Origin of the sequence: Aliiruegeria haliotis (assembly GCF_003003255.1) — a bacterium.
GTDB lineage: Bacteria > Pseudomonadota > Alphaproteobacteria > Rhodobacterales > Rhodobacteraceae > Tropicimonas > Tropicimonas haliotis.
Map to the genome: position 1 here is coordinate 44,622 of NZ_PVTD01000006.1, position 18,982 is coordinate 63,603.

The 18,982-nt window shown below is 64.4% G+C and carries 19 protein-coding genes; 8 read left to right on the top strand and 11 right to left on the bottom strand.

Annotated features, from left to right (window positions below; genetic code table 11):
- Positions 1 to 36 precede the first annotated feature (36 nt).
- Positions 37 to 549 (bottom strand): GNAT family N-acetyltransferase, encoded by a 513-nt coding sequence (locus CLV78_RS14700; protein WP_106205588.1) that lies wholly within the window; start codon positions 547 to 549, stop codon positions 37 to 39.
- Between the two features lie 251 nt (positions 550 to 800).
- Positions 801 to 1,334: an isopentenyl-diphosphate Delta-isomerase gene (gene idi / locus CLV78_RS14705; protein ID WP_106205589.1), complete on the bottom strand. Its 534-nt coding sequence runs from the start codon at positions 1,332 to 1,334 to the stop codon at positions 801 to 803.
- A 364-nt stretch (positions 1,335 to 1,698) separates the two neighbouring features.
- Here idi and CLV78_RS14710 point away from each other — a divergent pair, with 364 nt between their 5' ends.
- Positions 1,699 to 2,121: a c-type cytochrome gene (locus CLV78_RS14710; RefSeq protein WP_106205590.1), complete on the top strand. Its 423-nt coding sequence runs from the start codon at positions 1,699 to 1,701 to the stop codon at positions 2,119 to 2,121.
- 68 nt (positions 2,122 to 2,189) lie between these two features.
- Here CLV78_RS14710 and CLV78_RS14715 read toward each other — a convergent pair whose 3' ends face one another.
- Positions 2,190 to 3,422: a hypothetical protein gene (locus tag CLV78_RS14715; RefSeq protein WP_245925078.1), complete on the bottom strand. Its 1,233-nt coding sequence runs from the start codon at positions 3,420 to 3,422 to the stop codon at positions 2,190 to 2,192.
- Positions 3,423 to 3,631: 209 nt separating this feature from the next.
- On the opposite strand from CLV78_RS14715, the gene CLV78_RS14720 reads away from it, so the two are divergent.
- From CLV78_RS14720 to CLV78_RS14730, 3 genes are all read left to right on the top strand, one after another.
- Positions 3,632 to 5,104, top strand: a complete 1,473-nt coding sequence (locus CLV78_RS14720; protein ID WP_245925080.1) for an ABC transporter substrate-binding protein — start codon at positions 3,632 to 3,634, stop codon at positions 5,102 to 5,104.
- Positions 5,105 to 5,720: 616 nt separating this feature from the next.
- Positions 5,721 to 6,485 carry a DeoR/GlpR family DNA-binding transcription regulator gene (locus CLV78_RS14725; RefSeq protein ID WP_158263545.1) on the top strand — a complete coding sequence of 255 codons (765 nt, stop codon included), beginning with the start codon at positions 5,721 to 5,723 and terminating at the stop codon, positions 6,483 to 6,485.
- Positions 6,463 to 7,638, top strand: a complete 1,176-nt coding sequence (locus CLV78_RS14730; protein ID WP_342751836.1) for an MFS transporter — start codon at positions 6,463 to 6,465, stop codon at positions 7,636 to 7,638. The genes CLV78_RS14725 and CLV78_RS14730 overlap by 23 nt, the downstream gene beginning before the upstream one ends.
- Before the next feature lies 1 nt (position 7,639).
- On the opposite strand, the gene CLV78_RS14735 is transcribed toward CLV78_RS14730, so the two are convergent.
- The 3 genes from CLV78_RS14735 to CLV78_RS14745 all read right to left on the bottom strand — a co-directional run bounded on the left by CLV78_RS14735 (position 7,640) and on the right by CLV78_RS14745 (position 9,572).
- Positions 7,640 to 7,834 carry a hypothetical protein gene (locus CLV78_RS14735; protein ID WP_106205595.1) on the bottom strand — a complete coding sequence of 65 codons (195 nt, stop codon included), beginning with the start codon at positions 7,832 to 7,834 and terminating at the stop codon, positions 7,640 to 7,642.
- Between the two features lie 11 nt (positions 7,835 to 7,845).
- Positions 7,846 to 8,253, bottom strand: a complete 408-nt coding sequence (locus CLV78_RS14740; protein WP_106205596.1) for a DNA breaking-rejoining protein — start codon at positions 8,251 to 8,253, stop codon at positions 7,846 to 7,848.
- A gap of 107 nt (positions 8,254 to 8,360) precedes the next feature.
- Positions 8,361 to 9,572 (bottom strand): M24 family metallopeptidase, encoded by a 1,212-nt coding sequence (locus tag CLV78_RS14745; protein ID WP_245925084.1) that lies wholly within the window; start codon positions 9,570 to 9,572, stop codon positions 8,361 to 8,363.
- 583 nt (positions 9,573 to 10,155) lie between these two features.
- Here CLV78_RS14745 and CLV78_RS14750 point away from each other — a divergent pair.
- Genes CLV78_RS14750 through CLV78_RS14765 form a run of 4 tightly spaced genes read left to right on the top strand, consistent with a single transcriptional unit; the run spans position 10,156 to position 14,102 of the window.
- The gene (locus tag CLV78_RS14750; RefSeq protein ID WP_106205598.1) at positions 10,156 to 11,226 is read left to right on the top strand and encodes an extracellular solute-binding protein; all 1,071 of its coding nucleotides are present in this window, start codon (positions 10,156 to 10,158) and stop codon (positions 11,224 to 11,226) included.
- Positions 11,227 to 11,283: 57 nt separating this feature from the next.
- Positions 11,284 to 12,384 (top strand): ABC transporter ATP-binding protein, encoded by a 1,101-nt coding sequence (locus CLV78_RS14755; RefSeq protein ID WP_106205599.1) that lies wholly within the window; start codon positions 11,284 to 11,286, stop codon positions 12,382 to 12,384.
- Positions 12,384 to 13,241 (top strand): ABC transporter permease, encoded by an 858-nt coding sequence (locus tag CLV78_RS14760; RefSeq protein ID WP_106205787.1) that lies wholly within the window; start codon positions 12,384 to 12,386, stop codon positions 13,239 to 13,241. Before CLV78_RS14755 ends, CLV78_RS14760 begins: the two co-directional genes overlap by 1 nt.
- Before the next feature lie 9 nt (positions 13,242 to 13,250).
- The gene (locus CLV78_RS14765; RefSeq protein WP_106205600.1) at positions 13,251 to 14,102 is read left to right on the top strand and encodes an ABC transporter permease; all 852 of its coding nucleotides are present in this window, start codon (positions 13,251 to 13,253) and stop codon (positions 14,100 to 14,102) included.
- A 137-nt stretch (positions 14,103 to 14,239) separates the two neighbouring features.
- Here the strand turns inward: CLV78_RS14765 and CLV78_RS14770 are convergent, their stop codons facing one another.
- From CLV78_RS14770 to CLV78_RS14790, 5 genes are read right to left on the bottom strand one after another with little or no spacing between them, the layout of a single operon-like run.
- Positions 14,240 to 15,244 carry a DUF4340 domain-containing protein gene (locus CLV78_RS14770; RefSeq protein ID WP_106205601.1) on the bottom strand — a complete coding sequence of 335 codons (1,005 nt, stop codon included), beginning with the start codon at positions 15,242 to 15,244 and terminating at the stop codon, positions 14,240 to 14,242.
- Between the two features lie 19 nt (positions 15,245 to 15,263).
- A complete protein-coding gene (locus CLV78_RS14775) occupies positions 15,264 to 16,940 on the bottom strand; it encodes a Gldg family protein (protein ID WP_106205602.1) in 1,677 nt (558 codons plus the stop codon).
- A gap of 6 nt (positions 16,941 to 16,946) precedes the next feature.
- Positions 16,947 to 17,159 carry a hypothetical protein gene (locus CLV78_RS14780; RefSeq protein WP_106205603.1) on the bottom strand — a complete coding sequence of 71 codons (213 nt, stop codon included), beginning with the start codon at positions 17,157 to 17,159 and terminating at the stop codon, positions 16,947 to 16,949.
- Positions 17,156 to 17,902 carry an ABC transporter permease subunit gene (locus tag CLV78_RS14785; protein WP_106205604.1) on the bottom strand — a complete coding sequence of 249 codons (747 nt, stop codon included), beginning with the start codon at positions 17,900 to 17,902 and terminating at the stop codon, positions 17,156 to 17,158. The genes CLV78_RS14780 and CLV78_RS14785 overlap by 4 nt, the downstream gene beginning before the upstream one ends.
- Before the next feature lie 20 nt (positions 17,903 to 17,922).
- Complete coding sequence (locus CLV78_RS14790; RefSeq protein ID WP_106205605.1) at positions 17,923 to 18,867, bottom strand: ABC transporter ATP-binding protein; 945 nt, start codon at positions 18,865 to 18,867, stop codon at positions 17,923 to 17,925.
- Positions 18,868 to 18,982 lie beyond the last annotated feature (115 nt).

Here is an 18,982-nt window from a genome sequence, read left to right on the forward strand (position 1 = left end):
TGGCGCCGGGTTGCGCTGTGCCACATGGCGGTGCGGTCAGAGCGGTCGTTCCATGAAATACACGTGATCTCGCAGATATCCGGGCAGGTCGGGCGGCTGGGGGATGTCCACGAAGCCGACCGACTCGTACAGCGCACGAGCGTGCAAGAGGAACACCGCTGAACTGAAGCGCGCGGTCGTATAGCCGTCGTCTTTCATTCGTCGAAGCATCTCCGTCAGCAGGGCAAGACCCAAGCCATGTCCGCGTGCGGCCGGATCGACGAACAGGCGCTTGATCTCTGCGACGCCCGGCGCCATCGGCTGGTACATGACGCAGCCCGCGGGCCGCCCGTCAAGCTTCGCAAGGAGAACTGCGCCTTTCGGGCGGGCATGGAGGATGTGCAACTCCTCCATGGTCTTTCGGTAGGCTTCAGGATCGAAAACCTTCACGATGATGTCTGCGTGCTCCGGAAACTCCTCCAGGTGCGTGCGGGCCCATTCGAAGCCGAGCGCGCGTGCGGATGCGAAATCTTCCTCCGTTTCCGCGAGAAATATGCATGTCTTGGCCATGGCCCCTGTCCTGATCCCGGAATGCCCGTTCAGTCACTGTGCCCGAAAACCGGCCGCGCGCCCAGAAGGGGACTGCGCGGGCAAGGCACGGCCAGTGGGCATGCAGGCAAGGGCTCCCGCCCGTTTGCGATGCCATTCGGCATCACAGCCCGGTTGGGCCGGGCGCGCCTTCGGCGCGAGGGGCGTGCCAGACGGAGCTTTCCGCACCTGGCTTTTGATCCAGCGGGCAATGCCGTTTTCGTTTCAATCGCTCAGGGGCGGATATAGGCGCCGAAGATCCGCTCTCGGTGTTCACAGAGGTAGATCCGGAGCCATGGAGTGAAGCGTTCCGGTCGGCGGGCGACTTCGGCGGTCAGGTCGTAGAAACCGACCCACTCCACCTGGGCCACCTCGTCGGGGTTCGGCTCCACCTTCATCTTGCGCTCGGCCATGGCGACGAAGATGTCGACAACCTCGTGCTCCACCATGCCGCCCCCAACATCGGCGCGGTACTCGACCCGGTCACGATGGGCGGGATAGAGACCGGTGATCCCCAGTTCCTCCCGAAGCCGCCGCACCGCGCAATCCGCAGCCGTTTCATTCCACAGCGGATGGGTGCAGCAGGTGTTCGCCCACAGGCCCGGCGTGTGGTACTTGCTCAATGCCCGGCGTTGCAGCAGCACGTTCTCCCCGTCGGTCACGAAAACCGACACGGCCTTGTGCCGGAGGCCCTCGCGGTGAACCTCCAGTTTGCCGACCGGCTTCAGGGTCCCGTCGACCCATGCTGGGATCAGATCCTCGGTCATCGTCGATTTCGTCTGGGCCGGGCATCAATGGCCCGGGGGTGGCTGCAATCGTTTCAAGTGACGGCCCGCCCTCCGGCGGGCAGACCCTGCATGATCTAAGCCCCGATCGAAAAATACTTCACGCCGACATGGTGACACAGCCTGCGCGCCGTCGTCGCTATCGACGCGAAATCGTGGGTTTGCAGCGCGGCGAGCCAAGGATGGCTGCGTTGCGAGCCATTCTGGCCTTGGTTGAGCGTGTGGCTGCGGCCATTTGACCTTGCCGGGCCCCGCGCCTATTTCCAGCCGTCATGCGGCGGCCTGCCTCCTCTGGGGATCACGTGGACTGCAGGGAGAGGTCGCCGATTCTGTCCGGGAGGAAACCATGCCACGCCACCTGTTCGTCATGCTTGCGGCCGCCACCCTCTGCGGGGGAGCCGCTGCCGCCCAGGACGCGGAAGCGGGCGCGACGGCTTTTGCAAGGCAATGCGCTACCTGCCATAGGGTGGTGGCCGAGGATGGCACGCTGTTGGCCGGGCGCGCGGGGCGTATCGGGCCCAATCTCTACGGTATTCCCGGTGCAGTGGCCGCTGCGGATGCCGGCTTTCGCTATGGCTCCAGCCTGTTGGACGCGGCCGGCTCCGGGCTGGTCTGGGAGGAGGAAGCCCTGGTGCGCTACCTGCTCGACCCGGACGAGACGCTGCGCGAAATCACGGGCAACCCGAAGGCCCGGTCCAGGATGGCCTGGAGGGTGAAGGCGAAGCAGGACGCACGCAACATCGTGGCATTCCTTGCCAGCCTGAAATAGCCACTGGGCGGGGGCGGGCGGGTCCAATCTCTGGTCACGGCGGCGGGCACTGCGCAAGCGCCAACGCCTTACCCGGCCGGGCTCGTGTCGGCGTCAACCGCTGCTTTCCGGGCAGAGATCCACCCGTCGAGACGCCACATGCCCCAGGCCAGCGGAATGGCAAGAAGGCCACCTATCACATAGGCCAGAGGCTCGTTGCCGAAACTCTCGTATAGCTGGGTGTAGAGGTGGATCGCGGCAAATGTCAGTGCGGCATTGAAGAGCCCGCGTCGGTTGTCGAAACCGGCCCAGAACACCAGGGCCGCAAGCGCCAGCGCCCAGAGCACGGCATAGGCTTCCGCCGGGATCGTCCAGGCTTGGGCAAGGTAGGTTTGCAGTTCCGCCTCGTAGTGTTCCGAACTGCTGTACCAATCCGGGTGCGGCCGGAAATAGGTCTCGCCAACGGTGTCCCCCCAGAGGGAACCCACCAACGCGCAGAGGTTGGCAACGACGAAGGCGAGCATGACGAGGATCATCACATGGCCGGCGCCGCGCTCCGGCAGGCGGGCCGAGGCCCACAGTAGCAGCGCAATTGTCCCGGCCATCTGCAGGATCGACAGCGTGGGCTCCGGCGAGTGGAAGACATAGATGGCATGGAAATACATGGTCCCGGTGTCCAGAACCTGTGCAAAGGGCACGATGGCGAATGCGGTGATCAAGCCGATATCGACGAGCCAGCCCGTCAGGGCAATTGTGGCGCTGGCATAGAGAAAGAACAGCGCCCGGGGCAGGCCGGTGACGCCGGCGTCCTGTAGCAGCATCGCCATCCCCGCAAGGTGGAGTGCCGCGCCCATCACGAACACCGCCCCGACGACGTAGCGGCCACGCGCGATCCCCCGCAGCAAGGGCAGGGCCAGGGCGAGGCAGAGCAGCATTCCTGCAACGGCCATCCCCTCGGAGGCGATATCAGGCGCCTTGTTCAGCAGTTCGACGCAACCGCCGCCGATCAACATGCCCGCACCGATCAGGGTAGCGGCATTGCCGAACATGCCATAGAGAGCAGAGCCACGCAGAAGGATCGCCAGCCCCAGCGCAAGCGCCAGTCCGCCGGAGAACGCGACGGCGAGGGCATCCGACAGCCAGAAGATCAGGCCGCCGGTCGCCGCGAGGATCCCGGCGCAGAGGACCGAATTGATCGCCAGGGTCACCATGCCCTGCCGCGCCCGTGTTTCGATCTCGGATGCCTGTTCCGGGGTGATCACGCCATCCGCCACAAGCCGGCTTGTGTCCGCAATCGCCCGCATCCGCTGCTCCCCTGTCATCGCCTGCCGCCTGATACCACGCCCTGGATCGGGGCGCACAGCCTTCCGTCGCGCCAGCCGTCGCGCCAGCCGGACCCCGTCCGGCGTGCATTGCCGGGGCTCGATGCCGCGGCAATGCGCTCCTTTCTCCCGGCGGCCCACATTTTTTACTTCGGATCGCAGCGGCTTGCGCATAGCCTTGGAGGCAAATGACAACAGGGAGTTCCCCCATGTTCAACCGTCTCACCCTCGGCGTGGCCGCGCTTGCCCTGGCCGCCAGCGGTGCCCTCGCCGCGTCCGACGAAATCACCATCGGCATGGCTCTCGAGCCGCCAAACCTCGATCCGACCGGAGGCGCTGCCGCGGCCATCGACGAAGTCGTCTATGCCAATATCTACGAGGGCCTGACCCGTTTTGCCCCCGATGGCTCCATCGTTCCCGGGCTGGCCAGCAGCTGGGACATCTCCGAGGACGGCACTGTCTACACCTTTGCCTTGCGGGAGGGTGTGACCTTCCACGACGGCACCGCGATGGATGCGGAGGATGTGAAATTCTCTCTCGATCGTGCCCGTGCCGAGGACAGCACCAACGCCCAGAAGGCGCTGTTTGCCGGGATTGCCGGGGTCGAGGTCGTCGACCCGCTCACCGTCAAGGTCACGTTGTCTGCGCCGGATGGGGCCTTCCCCTTCAAGATGGCCTGGGGCGACGCGGTGATCGTCGCGCCGGAGAGCATCGAGTCAGCGGCCACCGCGCCCGTCGGCACCGGCCCGTTCACCTTCACGAAATGGCTACAGGGCGACTCGGTCGAGATCGCGCGCAATGATGCCTATTGGGGTGAGGCTCCGGCGCTTGCCCGGGCGACGTTCAAGTTCATCTCCGACCCCAACGCGGCCTTTGCGGCCATGATGGCGGGCGATGTCGATGCCTTCCCCAATTTCCCGGCCCCCGAAACGCTGATGCAATTCGACGCCAACCCGATGTTCACCGTCATCGTCGGATCGACCGAGGGCGAAACGATCCTGTCGATCAACAACAAGTCCGGCCCGTTGGCGGATGTGAAGGTACGCAAGGCCATTGCCCACGCGATCAACCGGCAGGAGATCATCGACGGGGCGATGCACGGCTACGGCACGCCGATTGGCACCCATTTCGCGCCGCACAACCCCGACTACCTCGACCTGACCGGGCAGTCCGCGCATGATCCTGACATGGCCATGGCCTTGCTGGCGGAGGCCGGTCAGACCGATCTGAAACTGCGTCTGGCTCTTCCGCCCCCCGCATATGCCCGCCGCGGTGGCGAGATCGTTGCCGCCCAGCTCCGCAAGGTCGGGATCGAGACCGAGATATCCAACCTGGAGTGGGCCCAGTGGCTGGAGCAGGTCTTCAAGGGCAAGGATTTCGACCTGACGATCGTCAGTCATACCGAGCCTGCGGACATCAACATCTACGCCCGGCCGGACTATTATTTCCAGTATGACAACCCGAAGTTCCAGGCGCTGATGGAGGAGCTTGGCGTCACCTCCAACCCGGAGCAGCGCACAGCGCTGCTGCATACCGCACAGCAGATCATCGCCGACGACTACGTCAATGGCTTCCTGTTCCAGCTCGCCAAGACCGGCGTGGCCAACAGCAAGATCGAGGGGCTGTGGGAGAATGCGCCGACACAGGCCAATGACCTGACCGGGGTCCGCTGGACGGACTGATCCGGCGCCCGGGGCGAAACGCAGTTCGAGAATCCAGGCCTTCGGGGAGTCATTTCCCGGAGGCCGTTTCATTTGGTCAAGTGGCTTGAGTTATTCGCCCGCTCGGTGCGCACCGGAAGCATCCGCGCGCCCGCCGTACTTCCTGAAGTGGTTTCCGGTATTCTGCGGCTTGCGCCTCGCCCCTCCTCAGCGCTTCCGGGCCGCGGTCCCAACGGTCCGTAGCGCGCCGAATGGCGGACCGGGGCGAGGCGTCGTGCCTCTGGCCTGTTGTCAGCGGCGGTCTGCAAGTGCGGATTGGACGCGTGTCGTTCGAAGGACAGGGCATGGCGGCGCGCGGTCGTTCAACGCCGTGTCGATCTTGTGTGGGCTTCGGGGTGTCCGCTGGTCCCTGTGCAGACCGGAAGAAACGGAGTTGGCCGACGTCGGCCGTCTGGCAGGGGTGTGACGTGGGGCATGCGTTGCGCAATTTGCGACCCGAGTGCTGCAAGGTTTGACCACAAGCTAGAGGGCCTTCTGTCCGATGCTGTTTCGAACTCGTGCAAGGCCTGTTTCGACATATTGCAAAATCTTGCAGAGTGCTGCAAAAGGCAGCAACCCAAAGCCGCCGGATTCGCCCGTGCCCGATCCCTTTCCCAAGTCCCCCGATGCCCGGCAGGCGCGTCTGAAAGCCCGCGCTGCGGACGGCAGACCCCTTGCCCTTGCACAACTGGCAGAGGAATTCGGAGTTTCGCCCGACACCATCCGGCGCGACCTGTTGGCGCTGGAAGCGGAAGGTGCGGTGCGGCGCATTCGCGGCGGTGCGCTGCCGGTGCTCCCGCCCGATGTGCCCATGCTCGATCGCGTCACCACCCCGCGCCCCGAGGCGGAGAAACTGGCCGCAGCGGTCGTCCCCGAGCTTGCCGACGGGATGGTGCTCGTCCTGGACGGGGGGACCAGCGTGCTACAGCTTGCCCGCACCCTGCCGCCGATGCCGTGCGCCCTCGTGGTGACACCGGCGCCGGCCGTTGCGTTGGAGACCCTGTCGCGTGGGATCGAGACTGTCCTCGTCGGTGGCAAACTCTCCGCTTTCGGTGGTGTGGCGACGGGCCAGCCGGCTGAGGCAGCGCTGGAAAAATTCTCCGCGGATCTCTGCGTTCTCGGGGTGTGCGGACTGGATGCCGGGTTCGGACTGAGCGCGGATGATCTGGCAGAGGCGACGCTCAAACGTGCCATGAGCGCGGCCAGTGTTCGGACGATTGCGCTTGCCGGCGCCCGGAAACTTGGCCGAAGGGCCCGTCATCAAGTGCTGCCCGTCACCGAAATCGACCTTGTCATCACCGACGCCGACCCGGGACGGACCCGGGCCATTCAGGACGTCGGTGTGGAGCTTCGCCATGTCTGACATCACTGCCTCTCTGCAGACCTTGCGCACGCCCTGGCGGGCGGTCGCCGCAGCCTTCGCGCTCAATGGCGTCCTGCTCGGCGTCTGGGCGTCGCGCATTCCCGCCATTACCGAGATCCACGGACTCAGCCCTTCGCGGCTGGGGCTGATCCTGCTTTTCATGGGGGCCGGGGCATTGATCTCCTTCCCGCTCGCCGGGCGGCTGGCTGACAGCCTCGGCGCGGCGCGGATCACGCGGTGGGTCGCGGTGGGCTACATCTTCACGCTGATCCTTATCGGGGTCGCGCCCGGTCCGGTCTGGTTGGCGGGGGCGGTGTTCCTCTTCGGGATGCACCATGGTTCGATGGACGTTGTGATGAACACATGGGCCACGGAGGTCGAGAAACACATGGGCCGCTCGGTCATGGCCTCTTTCCATGCGATGTGGAGCTTCGGTGCGGGGGCCGGCGCGGGGATCGGGTATTTCGCGACCTCCGCCGGGCTCGGCGTTTCAAGCCATTTCACACTCGCCGCACTGCTCTTTGGCGCGCTGCTGCTGCCGTTCGTGCTTACGCCATGGCAGTCCGAAACCCGGCCGCACGACCCGAATGCGGCGGTGTTCGCACTGCCGCGCGGAGCGCTGGTACTGGTCGGGATCATTGCGCTGGCCGCAGCCGTCGGCGAAGGCGCCATTGCCGACTGGGGCGCGGTCTTCCTGGTGCAGGAAGCCGGTGCGAGAGAGGCGCAGGCGACGCTCGGCTATACCGTGTTCTCCATAGCGATGGTGGCGATGCGGCTGTCTGCCGACCGGATCATCACGCTCGCCGGACCGGTGGCCGTGGCGCGCGCCAGCGGTGTGATTGCGGCGGCCGGGATGCTGTTGGCACTGGGGTTCGCGACCCTGCCTATGACCCTGCTCGGCTTTGCATTGGTGGGCGTGGGCTACGCCGCCGCGGTGCCGCTGGCGTTCTCCCGGGCGGCCATCGATCCCGACATTCCGCCGGGGCAGGCCATCGCCTCAGTGGCGACACTGGGATACGGTGGCCTGCTGCTCGGGCCGCCGATGATCGGTTTCGTTGCCGAGGCAACCTCGCTGCGAGTGGCCTTCGGGCTCCTGGCGGCGTTGGCTCTCTTGATCACGGCCTTTGGCAGCGTACTGCGCCGCGAGGAGTGACCTACCGGGCCTTGCCGCGCCGCTTGCGGATGTAGCCGCCCACGGCACCGCCGATGGCGCCTCCGACCATGGTCGGGATGTAACCGGTCGCCCCGAACCCAAGCAGGCCGGCAAGGAAGACGCCGAAAGGGCAGGCGATCGCACCGATAATGGCATATTTGATCGGCAAACCGAGCGGGTTTAGAAAATCCAGCATGATCGTCTCCTTTATCGGTCGATACCGATGTCGAGCGTGTAGTCAGCGACCTCGTCGCGGCGGGCTGCGCTCCGATAGAGGTAGACCGAAACGGTGTAGTCTCCGGCGGCGGGCAGGGTGCCCTCGAACCGATTGCCGCTGGCCGCGCCAACGTACATGGCGGCGTCGCCAGGCCCTTTCCCGGGCGCATAGACATTGAAGTAGGCGGACGGGTTGGAGGTGGCAAAATCAACCACCATGGTCTGACCCTGTGCCGCTCCGAGTTCGTAGGCCACGGACTGGTAGCCCTTGATGCTATCGCTAATCGTTGTTCCGGACTGCCTGGCGGGAAAGTGCACGGTTTCAGTTCTCAGGTCGCCGGCAAAGGCCGGCATGGCGGCCAGAAGGGCAATTGCAACACTTGTCCAAACTCTTGTCATCTTGATCTCCTTCGGAGCGAACCTGCCCCGGTGTTGAATATGTCGAGACGCGGAGTGGCGATTGTCAGTACTGCGATTGCATATCAGAAGCGATTTGATTGCATGACTCAGCCGACGACGTTGAACTCTGGTCCGTAGGGGTAGCCGGTGATGTTTTCGTTGCCGTCTTCGGTGATCACGAGGATGTCGTGTTCCCGGTACCCGCCCGCGCCGGGCTGTCCCTGTGCGATGGTCAGCATCGGCTCCATGGAGATCACCATGCCGGGTTCCAGCACCGTGTCGATATCCTCGCGCAACTCCAGCCCGGCCTCGCGCCCGTAGTAGTGCGACAGCACACCGAAGGAGTGGCCGTAGCCGAAAGTCCGGTATTGCAGCAGGTCGCGTTCCTCGAAAAAGCCGTTGATGCGAGACGTGATGTCGGCGCAGGACGCCCCCGGCCGGAGCTGTGCGATGCCGAACTCATGCGCGGCGACATTGGCTTCCCAGATCCGCAGCGAAGCCGCGTCGACCTCTCCCACGAACAGCGTTCGTTCAAGCGCCGTGTAGTACCCGGAGATCATCGGGAAGGTATTGAGCGACAGGATATCGCCGCGTTGCAGGACCCGACCGGTGACCGGGTTGTGGGCGCCGTCGGTGTTGAGGCCGGACTGGAACCAGACCCATGTGTCTCGGTACTCGGCATCGGGGAACCGGCGGGCGATCTCCAGTTCCATCGCGTCGCGCCCGGCCATGGCCACGTCGATCTCCCGCGTGCCTTCACGGATGGCCTCGCGGATGGCGTAGCCGCCGACATCGGCCACGGCGGCCCCTTGCCGGATCAGGTCGATCTCGGCAGGGCTCTTCTTCATGCGTTGCTGCATGCAGGTGGGGGCGATATTGACCAGTTCACACGGATTCAGGAATGCAGTGAGCCGGCCTTCCGCCTCCCGCGTGAGGTGATCGGCCTCGATGCCGATGCTCTGATCGGTGCCGGTCACACCGGCGATGACACGCCAGTAATTGTCGCGGGTCCAGTCGGTGTAGGTGATATTGTCCCCGACCGACCGCCGCCAGGGCTGACCCGCGTCGATCCCGGCAGAGACGGTGACGCAGTCGCGGTCCGTCACGACGAGGCCGTAGGGGCGGCCGAAGGCACAGTAGAGAAAACCCGAGTAGTAGGCGATATTGTGCATCGAGGTAAAGACTGCCGCGTGGACTCCTAGTTCCGCCATGCGACTGCGCAGGCCGGCCAGCCGCGCCTGGTATTCCTCGGTCGCGAAGGGCAGGGCGGCCTTCTGACCATTGTGGTAGCGGTAGGATTGGGGACGTTCGTGTGTCACGGTCGATCTCCGGTTCATGGGGATGCGACCGCTGCCCGCCTTGACGAAGGGCCCGGCGCGCGCATCCCGGTGTCTTCACCGCGACATGTGGCCAGACCCCTGAGGTGTCGGGCGGATTGGCAACGGCGGTTGGGTCTATGCGAGGGGACGGCAACCCGCCCTCGCCCTTGGTCGATTTACAGCAGAGCCAGGCGGGGCGGGGACGTCCTGTTTCCGACGCCGGTTTGGATGACAGCGACATCGTTCCGTTTTGCTGCCGGAAAACCTGTTCGTCCCGTCGGTCAACACCCGCGTCGAGTGTTGATATACGGGGCGGTTCAAAACCTCCGGCGCAAAGGCGCAGGCCAGGATTCCCCACGGGGGTCGGGTGCCCGCCGCCGGTGCCCGCGGGCGGGGGACAGTCAAGGGCGGATCCCTGCCGGCTGGTCCGCGCAGGGTGCTCGGTCACCCCGGTCTGGCGAAGTGGAAATCGGGGGCGGACTTTCCCGAGAAATGCCAACGGTTTCCTTCGATTGGGTGTTGACGGAAATCGGGCTTGGAACGCACTGTTCGCGCACAAAGAGACTCAACAGGGAATAAAGCCATGTCAAAGCTGAAAGCCATTTGCCTTTCGACAGTCGCGTCCTCTGCCATCGTGCTGGCCATCCCGGCCTCTGCAGACACGCTCCGCCTTCTGACCTGGGGCGGATATGCGCCCGAAGAAGTCATTGCCAAATTCGAGGCCGAAACAGGCCACACCGTAGAGGTAACGACATCCAACAACGAGCAAATGATCGCCAAACTGCGCGCCACCGGCGGCGGCGGCTTCGATCTCGCCCAGCCCAGCCAGGACCGCATCGCCGGCCCGCAAGCAGAGTTCGGCATCTACAAGCCGATCGACATGTCCAAGATTGACACGTCGTTGTTCATCCCCTCGATGCTGGAAGCCACGCAAGGCAACACCACGGTGGACGGCGCGGTTTACGGCGTGCCGCATGTGTGGGGCACCAGCGGGCTTGTGCTGGACACCAAAATGGCGGCTTCGGTGAAGGACTACACCGACCTCTGCTCGGATGACGTTGCCGGCAAGGTCTCCTACCGCCTGAAGCGCCCAACGCTGATCGGCTTTGCCTTTGCCATGGGGCTTGATCCGTTCGCGGCCTATGGCGACGAAGCCGCCTACAGCGAAGTCATGGCGCAAGTTGAAGCCAAGCTCACCGATTGCAAGCCGAACGTGAAAACGTATTGGGGCGGCGGTGACGAACTGATCGGACTGGTGCGCTCGGGCGAAGTTGTGGCCTCGATGGCTTGGGATGCCGGCGGCTGGCAACTGAATGCAGACAACCCGGATATCAATTTTGTCGCGCCGGCGTCGGGTGCGTTGGGTTGGATCGATACCTTTGCATTGCCGGCCAAGGGCAGGGCAGACGATGCCGCCTATGATTGGATCAACTTCGTCATGCGGCCTGATATCGCGGCGATGATCACCGAGGCTTCGAGCTATTTCACCGCTTCCCAAGGTGCGGACGAGTTCGTGAACGAGGCCCAGAAGGCCCAGTTTCAAGCCAGCTTCCCGCAAGAAGCCATCGACAACATCAAGTGGTATCCGCCGGTTCCTGCCGGTCTCGAAGCCATCGAAGGTGGCGTGCTAGACCGCGTCAAGGCCGCCAACTGACGACAATTCAGCAGTGCCCGCCATCGCGCGGGCACTGCCCCCCAATTTGGATCCCCGATGCAGCCCGATCTTGAATGCGTGAACCTGACCCGTCGGTTCGGTGACACGGTCGCCGTCGACAACGTGTCCTTCGAAGTCCCGCGCGGTTCCTTCTTTTCAATCCTCGGCCCCTCGGGCTGTGGCAAGACGACGATCATGCGCATGATCGCCGGATTCCTGGAACCCAGCGCCGGGGATATCCTGATCCGCGGCGGATCAGTGATCGACACGCCGCCGAACAAGCGGCCCGTGAACATGGTGTTCCAGCATCTGGCGCTGTTCCCGATGATGAACATCGCGGACAATATCGGCTACGGGCTGCGCCGGGCCGGTATGCCCCGGGCAGAGATCGCGACCAAGGTCGAGCAGGCGCTGGAGCGGATCGGCCTGCCCGGGATCGGTGAACGAAAGATCAATGAACTGTCGGGCGGGCAGAAGCAGCGCGTGGCCATTGCCCGCTGCATGGTGCTTGAACCCGACGTCCTGTTGCTCGATGAGCCACTTGGCGCGCTGGACCTCAAGCTGCGCGAACGCATGAAGGTCGAACTGAAGGCGCTTCAGGCCGCATTCGACACCACCTTTGTCTACATCACCCACGATCAGTCCGAAGCGCTGGTAATGTCGGACGACATCGCCGTGATGAACGAGGGACGGTTTGAACAGGTCGGGAGTGGACAGGACCTCTACTATCGCCCGGATACCGCCTTCGTTGCCGGTTTCGTGGGCGATACGAACCGCTGGGCTGGCCGCATCGAACGGACGGAGGGCGATGGGATCGAGTTGCGCACCGACAGCGGCATGCTGATGCGTGGCGCGGCGCATGGGCGTGTGCTCTCCGCCGGCGACCGGGCGGAGATCTTCGTTCGGCCGGAGGCGATCCGGATCGCCCATTCCGCCGAGGAGCTATCGCATTTCGACAACCAGATGACTGGGCGCGTTGGCTCCATCCTGTTCAATGGCGCCGCCAGCCGGATCATCGTTCAGGACAGTTCTGGAAACGGTGAAATCGAGGTGAACCTGCCGCAATCCGGCGAGTTCTCCACCCTGACCCGCGGTTCGGAAGTGCAGATCGGCTGGTCCGGCGCGCAGGGCAATTGCTTCGCGGCGGCGGTGTCCTGATGCGGGCAGAGGCGAAACTAGGCTTCATCCTGCTGTTGTCCCCGCTGGTGGTGTGGCTGTCGCTGCTCATCCTCATCCCGCATATCGACATGTTGCTGGTCTCCCTGCGGGAACGGGTGGGTGTCGGCGAATATCGGATAAGCCTCGCCAACTACCTTACATTCATCAACGAGCCGCTGTACCTGCGGACCTTCATCCGGACGGCCATGATGTCGATCCTCGCGACGACCATCACGCTGCTGATTGCCTTTCCGGTATCGTATTACATCGCCAAGATCGCCCGGGGACGGGTTCAGTCGGCGCTGTTCCTGCTCTGCCTTGTTCCGTTTTGGGTCTCCGAACTGGTGCGGACGTTCGGCTGGATGATCCTGCTGCGCGAAACCGGCATCATCTCGAACCTGTTGCAGGCACTTGGTCTCGTCGATGGGCCGGTGGAGCTGCTCTACAACGATGCAGCGATCATGGTCGGGCTGGTCTATACCTCGATGCTGTTCATGGTGGTGCCTCTTGTGACCACGCTGGAAAGTCTGCCCGACGAGGTGATCGAGGCAGGCTATGACCTTGGCGGCAACGGGATCTCCGTCCTGCGCGAGATCATCATCCCGCACGCCACGCCCGGCATCGTTTCGGGCTGTATCGTCGTCTTCATGCTCAGCCTTGGAAACTACCTGACGCCGATCATGCTCGGCGGCAAGGACAGCCTGTGGTTCACCGAACTGATCTATTCGCAGTTCATCGTGCGCTTCAACTGGGAGCTTGGCGCGGCCTTCGGGTTCCTCCTGCTCGGGCTGTCGTCCTTCATTGTCTGGGGGATGCTCAAGCTCACCGGGCAATCGCTCGAAAAGACCATGGGATGAGGCGCTGACATGATCCCGACCATTCCCCAGCCCCGCGCGCTGAGCCTCGCCTACACGGCTTATATCATCGCCTTTTTCGTCTTCCTGGCGTTGCCGCTCGTTGTCGTGGCCGTGTTTGCGTTCAATGACAGCCAGTTCCCCTCGCTTCCGTGGGAGGGGTTCACCTGGAACTGGTTTTTCGGGTCCGAACGTCCGATGATCGGGGTGTTCCACGAGCGGCCGATATTGCGGGCCATCGGGACCTCCTGTTTCGTGGCAATCCTCGTTTCGCTGCTCTCCGTGGCGGTCGGGACATCGAACGCCTTCCTGTTCAACCGTTACAGGTTCCGGGGGCAGGGGCTGCTCTATGTCTTCATGCTGTTGCCGCTGGTGATCCCCGGGATTGTCCTCGGGATCTCGATCCTGGTGTTTTCCAGTCGGGTGGCCAACGGTCTCTGGGACATGGCGCAATGGGACTGGGAGGCACTTCGCCCCGGTCTTCTGCTGGTCATCCTCGGGCAGTTCTCCTTCATCGCGACGATTGCGACGCTGGTCATCGGCGCTCGCCTGCAGAAATTCGACCGCTCTCTGGAGGAAGCCGCGATGAACCTCGGCGCGAACCGGCTGACGGCGGTGCGGACGATCACCATCCCCTATCTCGCCCCGGCGATGATCGGCGCCTTTGTGGTGGCCTTCCTGATGAGTTTCGAGAATTTCAACACGACGCTGATGCTGGTCGGCTCCGACGCGCCGCTGACTATCGCCATGTTCGACCGGCTCAAGGAGGGCTCGACGCCGTTGTTGAACGCGGTTTCGCTGCTGCTGATGATCGGGTCGTCGCTGCTTGCCCTGGTCATGATCGCGTTCCAGCGCCGGAGCTGAACGCCGATTCTGCGCGGTGTCACCTGCGACCGGGCCGGTGTCGCGCCTGCCGCCGCAGTGTCGCGGCGCGTTCAAGCGTAGATGCGCGCAAAAAACGGGCCGCGCGCTGGCGGCCCGTCCACGTCCTCAGGCGCAGATCAACTGGCCGTGTCTTCGCTCAGATCCGCGAGCGTCCATCCGAGGATCTTTGCGTCGTTCGCCGACAGAGCGAAGGCGAACCCATCGACACGTGAGCGGAGGGCGTCGGCGGCCTTGGTTTCGCCCTGTACCTCGATCCTGACCCAGCGACGATCATCGCCTTCTGACCCCGGCAGCGTGTGGAGCGTGATGTGGGTTCCCGCCTCCATGCTGGCCGAGAGGTGGACACCGGTGTCTGCCTCGCCGCCATCCGGGCGGACGTCGGCGAAGTCCAGCGTTTCGAATAGTCGCGGAATCCGGGCGACATGGCCGTCGTCCTGTTCCTTGCCGTCCAGCAGGTTGGCGCCGATGATGAAATCGTCCCCGCTGCGTTCAAACGCGATGGCCGCGCCTGTTGCGGGTTGGAGCGTGGCGGACGTGATCCGGTCCGCGTCGGTTTCGAACAGACGGGTCTCGAACCAACCCGCGCGGCGGGTGGGCGGCTCGATTCTGGCGCGGGCCAGCCATGTTTCGTTTTCGTCGCCGCGGCGCAGGAACTGGCCGCCTGTCGTGCCACCGAGGGTGATGTCGCGGTCACCGGCGATGACATGGGCGATTCTGCCACCCTCCGCATTTTCGAGGATAACCTCCGTCCCGGCACCGTCCCCGGCGGTCGGGTCCGCAAGCCCGAGGTCGGCATGGCGGGTGGGATCGGTGGTTTTCGCCTCCGCGATCTCCGCCAGACCAATGGAGCCGACCAGCTCCTGCAACGCGTCCTGCGCCACCGGGTAGCCCGATGCGGCATCGACGAAGATGCCGTCGCGACGCTGGATCACGGCCTCGAAGTCGCCATCGCGCACGGTGACGCTCGCAATCGTCGCGCTTCGGGCGTCGAGATCGGGGAACAACTTCTCGCCGGCTGCGGCGAGGGCTGGCGCGGATCTGTCGAACACCGCCGTGCCGGCCGCCGCAAAAAGGGTCAGGGCCGTTGCCCCGGCGAGAATGAAAAATGATGTCCTTGCCATTTTCGCACTCCTTGTTCGGTTACGCTTCTGCGCGGGTGGGGAGGGGCCGTTTCGGCCTGCGCAGGGCGAAGGTCAGCGCCAGCAGCGCGGCCAACACGGGAACGATGCCGACATTGATCACCGTGACCCAGGATTGCAGGCGCTCCACGTCGCTGCGCAGGTCGTATTGCACCTGCCGCAGCTCTGCCCGCGCGGCCAGCAGGTCGGCCCGCAGATCTTCGGCCTGGGCAACCACCTCGGCATTGAAGAGCGCGCCGTCGCCGCCTTCGCTGGCTGCAAGGTCGTGCAGTTGCGCCTCGGCCTCGGCGATGCGGTCCAGAAGCGCCTGTTCGGTGGCGCGATAGGTGGCCTCGGCACTGCGTTGCATGGCCTCGATGCGCTCAAGCGGCCGCCAGTCGATGGCGCGGCCACGCAGGTCGGCGAGGGCCGCTCCGCCGGCCATGTGCTCGACCGTGTTCAGGAAGAAGTCCCCATTGTTGGCAAATGCCTGCGGGATGGTGGTGCCAAGAATGCTGCGCTGCTGGATCCAGTTGCGGTCCATCAGCATGTCGGCATCGGCGGATATCATGACATTTGCCGCCTCTGTGGTTGCGATATGCGCAGCGGTCCACTCCGATCCCTCGGGCTTGCCCTCAGGGAATGCCGTGGTCAATGTGCCGGACAGATGGGCCACCAGCACCGGGGCGGCCTCCGGCGTGGTCCCGTCGGCCACAAGGTCTCTTGGGTCGCCGAAACGGTCGGCGGCCTGGGTGGCGTCGGCGAGAACGGCGGTGTCGGAGGCCGTGACCAGCGGCGTGAACCCGGCTGATCCCCCGGCGGGGGCAAAGCTGCCCGCGCTTGTCATGACAAGGGCAGAAAGCCGCGCGAGCGTCGGCCGGCCGGTGTCTATCGCGCCGGGATCAAGGCGCAGCCAGGCCGGGTTGCCGACATCCACATCGCGTCCGTTGATGCGGCGTATCGTGGTCAGCGCATAGGCCGGGTCCGCGACGGCCTGTGTGGGATCATAGGCCACGCCCCATGCCTCGAAGAGCGTCGCAAGGTCGGAAGCCGCGTCTGGCGCGGGCATGCCCCGTGGGCCGATCTGCGTTTCCGCATGCGGGTCGACGAAGGCCATGAAGGCGCCGCCGCCCATGACCCATTGATCGAGCGCATAAAGCGTCGCCTCCGACAGCCCCTGCGGGTGAATCGCGGTCACGACCTGCGTGCCTTCGGGAAAGCTGTTTACGTCGCCTGTCAGCACATCGACATCGTAGAGTTCGCGCAGCATCGCGAGGCTCTGCTGTTCGGGCTGGCCGGTCACCGGGTCCCCGGAAAGGCCAATCCCGTCCAGAACCGCGATTTTCGGCTTCACCGGCTGACCAAGCTCGGCGACCAGCCGCGTCAGGTCGTATTCCAGCCAGGCCTCCCGATCAGGGGAGAACACCGGGATGGTCTTGCGCCCATCGGTCGAGTTGGTGGCAGCAAGCCCGAAGAACGTCGGCTCAGTGGCGCCGGTCAGGGCGATGCGGTTGATGCCGAAACCGACGGCGCGGTCCTCTTCGTCCGAGTAGGGTTGCGGGTCGATCACCTCCAGCGTGATCCTTCCGTCCGCCAGATCGGCGTAGGTTTGCAGCAAACCGCGCACACGGTCGGCATGGCCTGCCAGTTGCGGGGCGGCTTCCGTCAGGCCCGCCGATTGATACAACCGCAGGTGCAGCGGTTCTTACAACCCGGTCAACAATGCCCGGGTGCCATCAGATACCGTCCAGACCCGTGCCTCCGTTACATCCGCGCGCAGCCCGTCGAGCGCCCGCGAGGCAAAAACGTTGAGCGAGACAAAAAGCACCGCAGCCAGTGCGATGGACAGTCCATAGAGCCGGCGGCGCGGCTGGCGGCCGACCCATTCGGTCAGTGCGTGAAACCGTTCCATGATCATTGAGCCTTCTTGAGTTCGACAACGAGTGTATTGACGATCAGCGCGATCCCGATCAGCGAGCCGAAGAAGACGAGCGTCGGCATCTCGATCAGCCCAAAGGTGATGCGCTCGAAGTGGTTGAGCACCGAGAGCGCCGCGACGCCTTCGGTCAGCCAGTACGGCGCCCATCCCCGCAAACCGCCGAGAACAACGTCAATGCCCGCCGTGACCAGCAGGAAGGTGACGATCACCGAGCAGATGAATGCGATCACCTGGTTGCGGGTCAGCGCGGAGATGCAGGCGGAGATGGCCAGAAAGGCGCCCGCCATCAGCAAGGCGCCGAGATACCCTGCAAGGATGACGCCGTTGTCGGGCGTGCCGAGCCAGTTGACGGTGATCCAGAGCGGAAAGGTCATGGCGAGAGCCAGCGCGGTGAAGGCCCACCCCGCAAGGAACTTGCCGGCAACGATCGCCCAGGGTTTGACCGGCATCGTCATCAGCAACTCGATCGTGCCGGAGCGGCGCTCCTCCGCCCACAGGCGCATGCCGATGGCGGGAAGGAGTACCAGAAAGAGCCATGGCAACCAGGCAAAAAGTGCGGTCAGATCGGCGCTGTTGCGATCGAAGAAGCCGGACACGAAGAAGGTCATCGTCCCGGCCAGGGCAAGGAACACGACCAGGAAGATCGCGGCAAGTGGGGTCGCGAAATAGGCACGGAACTCGCGGCCGAACACGACGCCCACGGAGGAAAGCGAAGAATTCATCGGAAGTCTCCCTCAGTGTTTCAGTGATAGGGGGTCGTCACGTCGCGGAACACGTCCTCAAGGCGTGGCCGCCAAAGACCGACCTCCTCTACGGGAAGTTCCGCGTCCCGGAGCCGTTTCGCCAACTCCGTCGCATCCGCCGGCGTGTCGCCGTAGCGCAGGAGCAGCCTGGTGGAGCCGTTGCGGCGTTCCATCACCTCCAGATCGGCGCCGTCGCTGCAGGGTTTGACCTTCTCCACGACAGCCTTTTCCTCCGGCGAGCCTATTGTGACCCGGATGGCGCGGCCGTTGGCGGCGCGTTCCAGCAGGTCTTGCGGCGTGGAATCTGCAACGACCTGCCCCCGGGCAATGATGACCGCGCGGGAGCAGATCGCCTCGACCTCCTCAAGAATATGGGTCGAAACGATGATGGATTTCTCCGGCGCGATGGTCCGGATCAGGGTGCGCATCTCGTGTTTCTGGTTCGGGTCGAGCCCGTCTGTCGGCTCGTCCAGGATGAGCACGTCGGGATCGTGGATCAGGGCCTGTGCGATTCCGACCCTGCGGCGGTACCCTTTCGACAGTGTCTCGATGGGCCGCGACCAGACCTCGGTCAGCCGAACCCTATCGGCCATCTCGGCCAGCCGGTTCCGCAGGCCGGCGCCCTTCAGCCCCCGCATCCTTCCGCAAAACCGCAGGAAATCGGCCACCGGCATGTCGCCGTAGGCCGGCGCGCCCTCAGGCAGGTATCCAAGCCGGGACTTGGCCTCTTCGGGGTGCGACCAGACGTCGACACCACAGATCTCCGCCGCACCGCGATCGGGTTCGAGAAACCCGGAGATCATCTTCATCGTTGTGGATTTTCCAGCGCCATTCGGTCCGAGGAACCCGACAACTTCGCCCCGTGCAACATCGAGCGAAACGTTGTCGACTGCGATCATCTCGCCGAAGCGCTTCGAAAGCTTCTGAGCTGAGACAAGCGACATGGTCGTGTCTTTACCTCCATTCGGGCCGACATGCCGTCCAGCGGGGGCACGCCGGCGATCTGTTCTGGGAACCGTCCGGGGCGGTGCTGTGGCAGGCACCGCAGCCACCGACCGC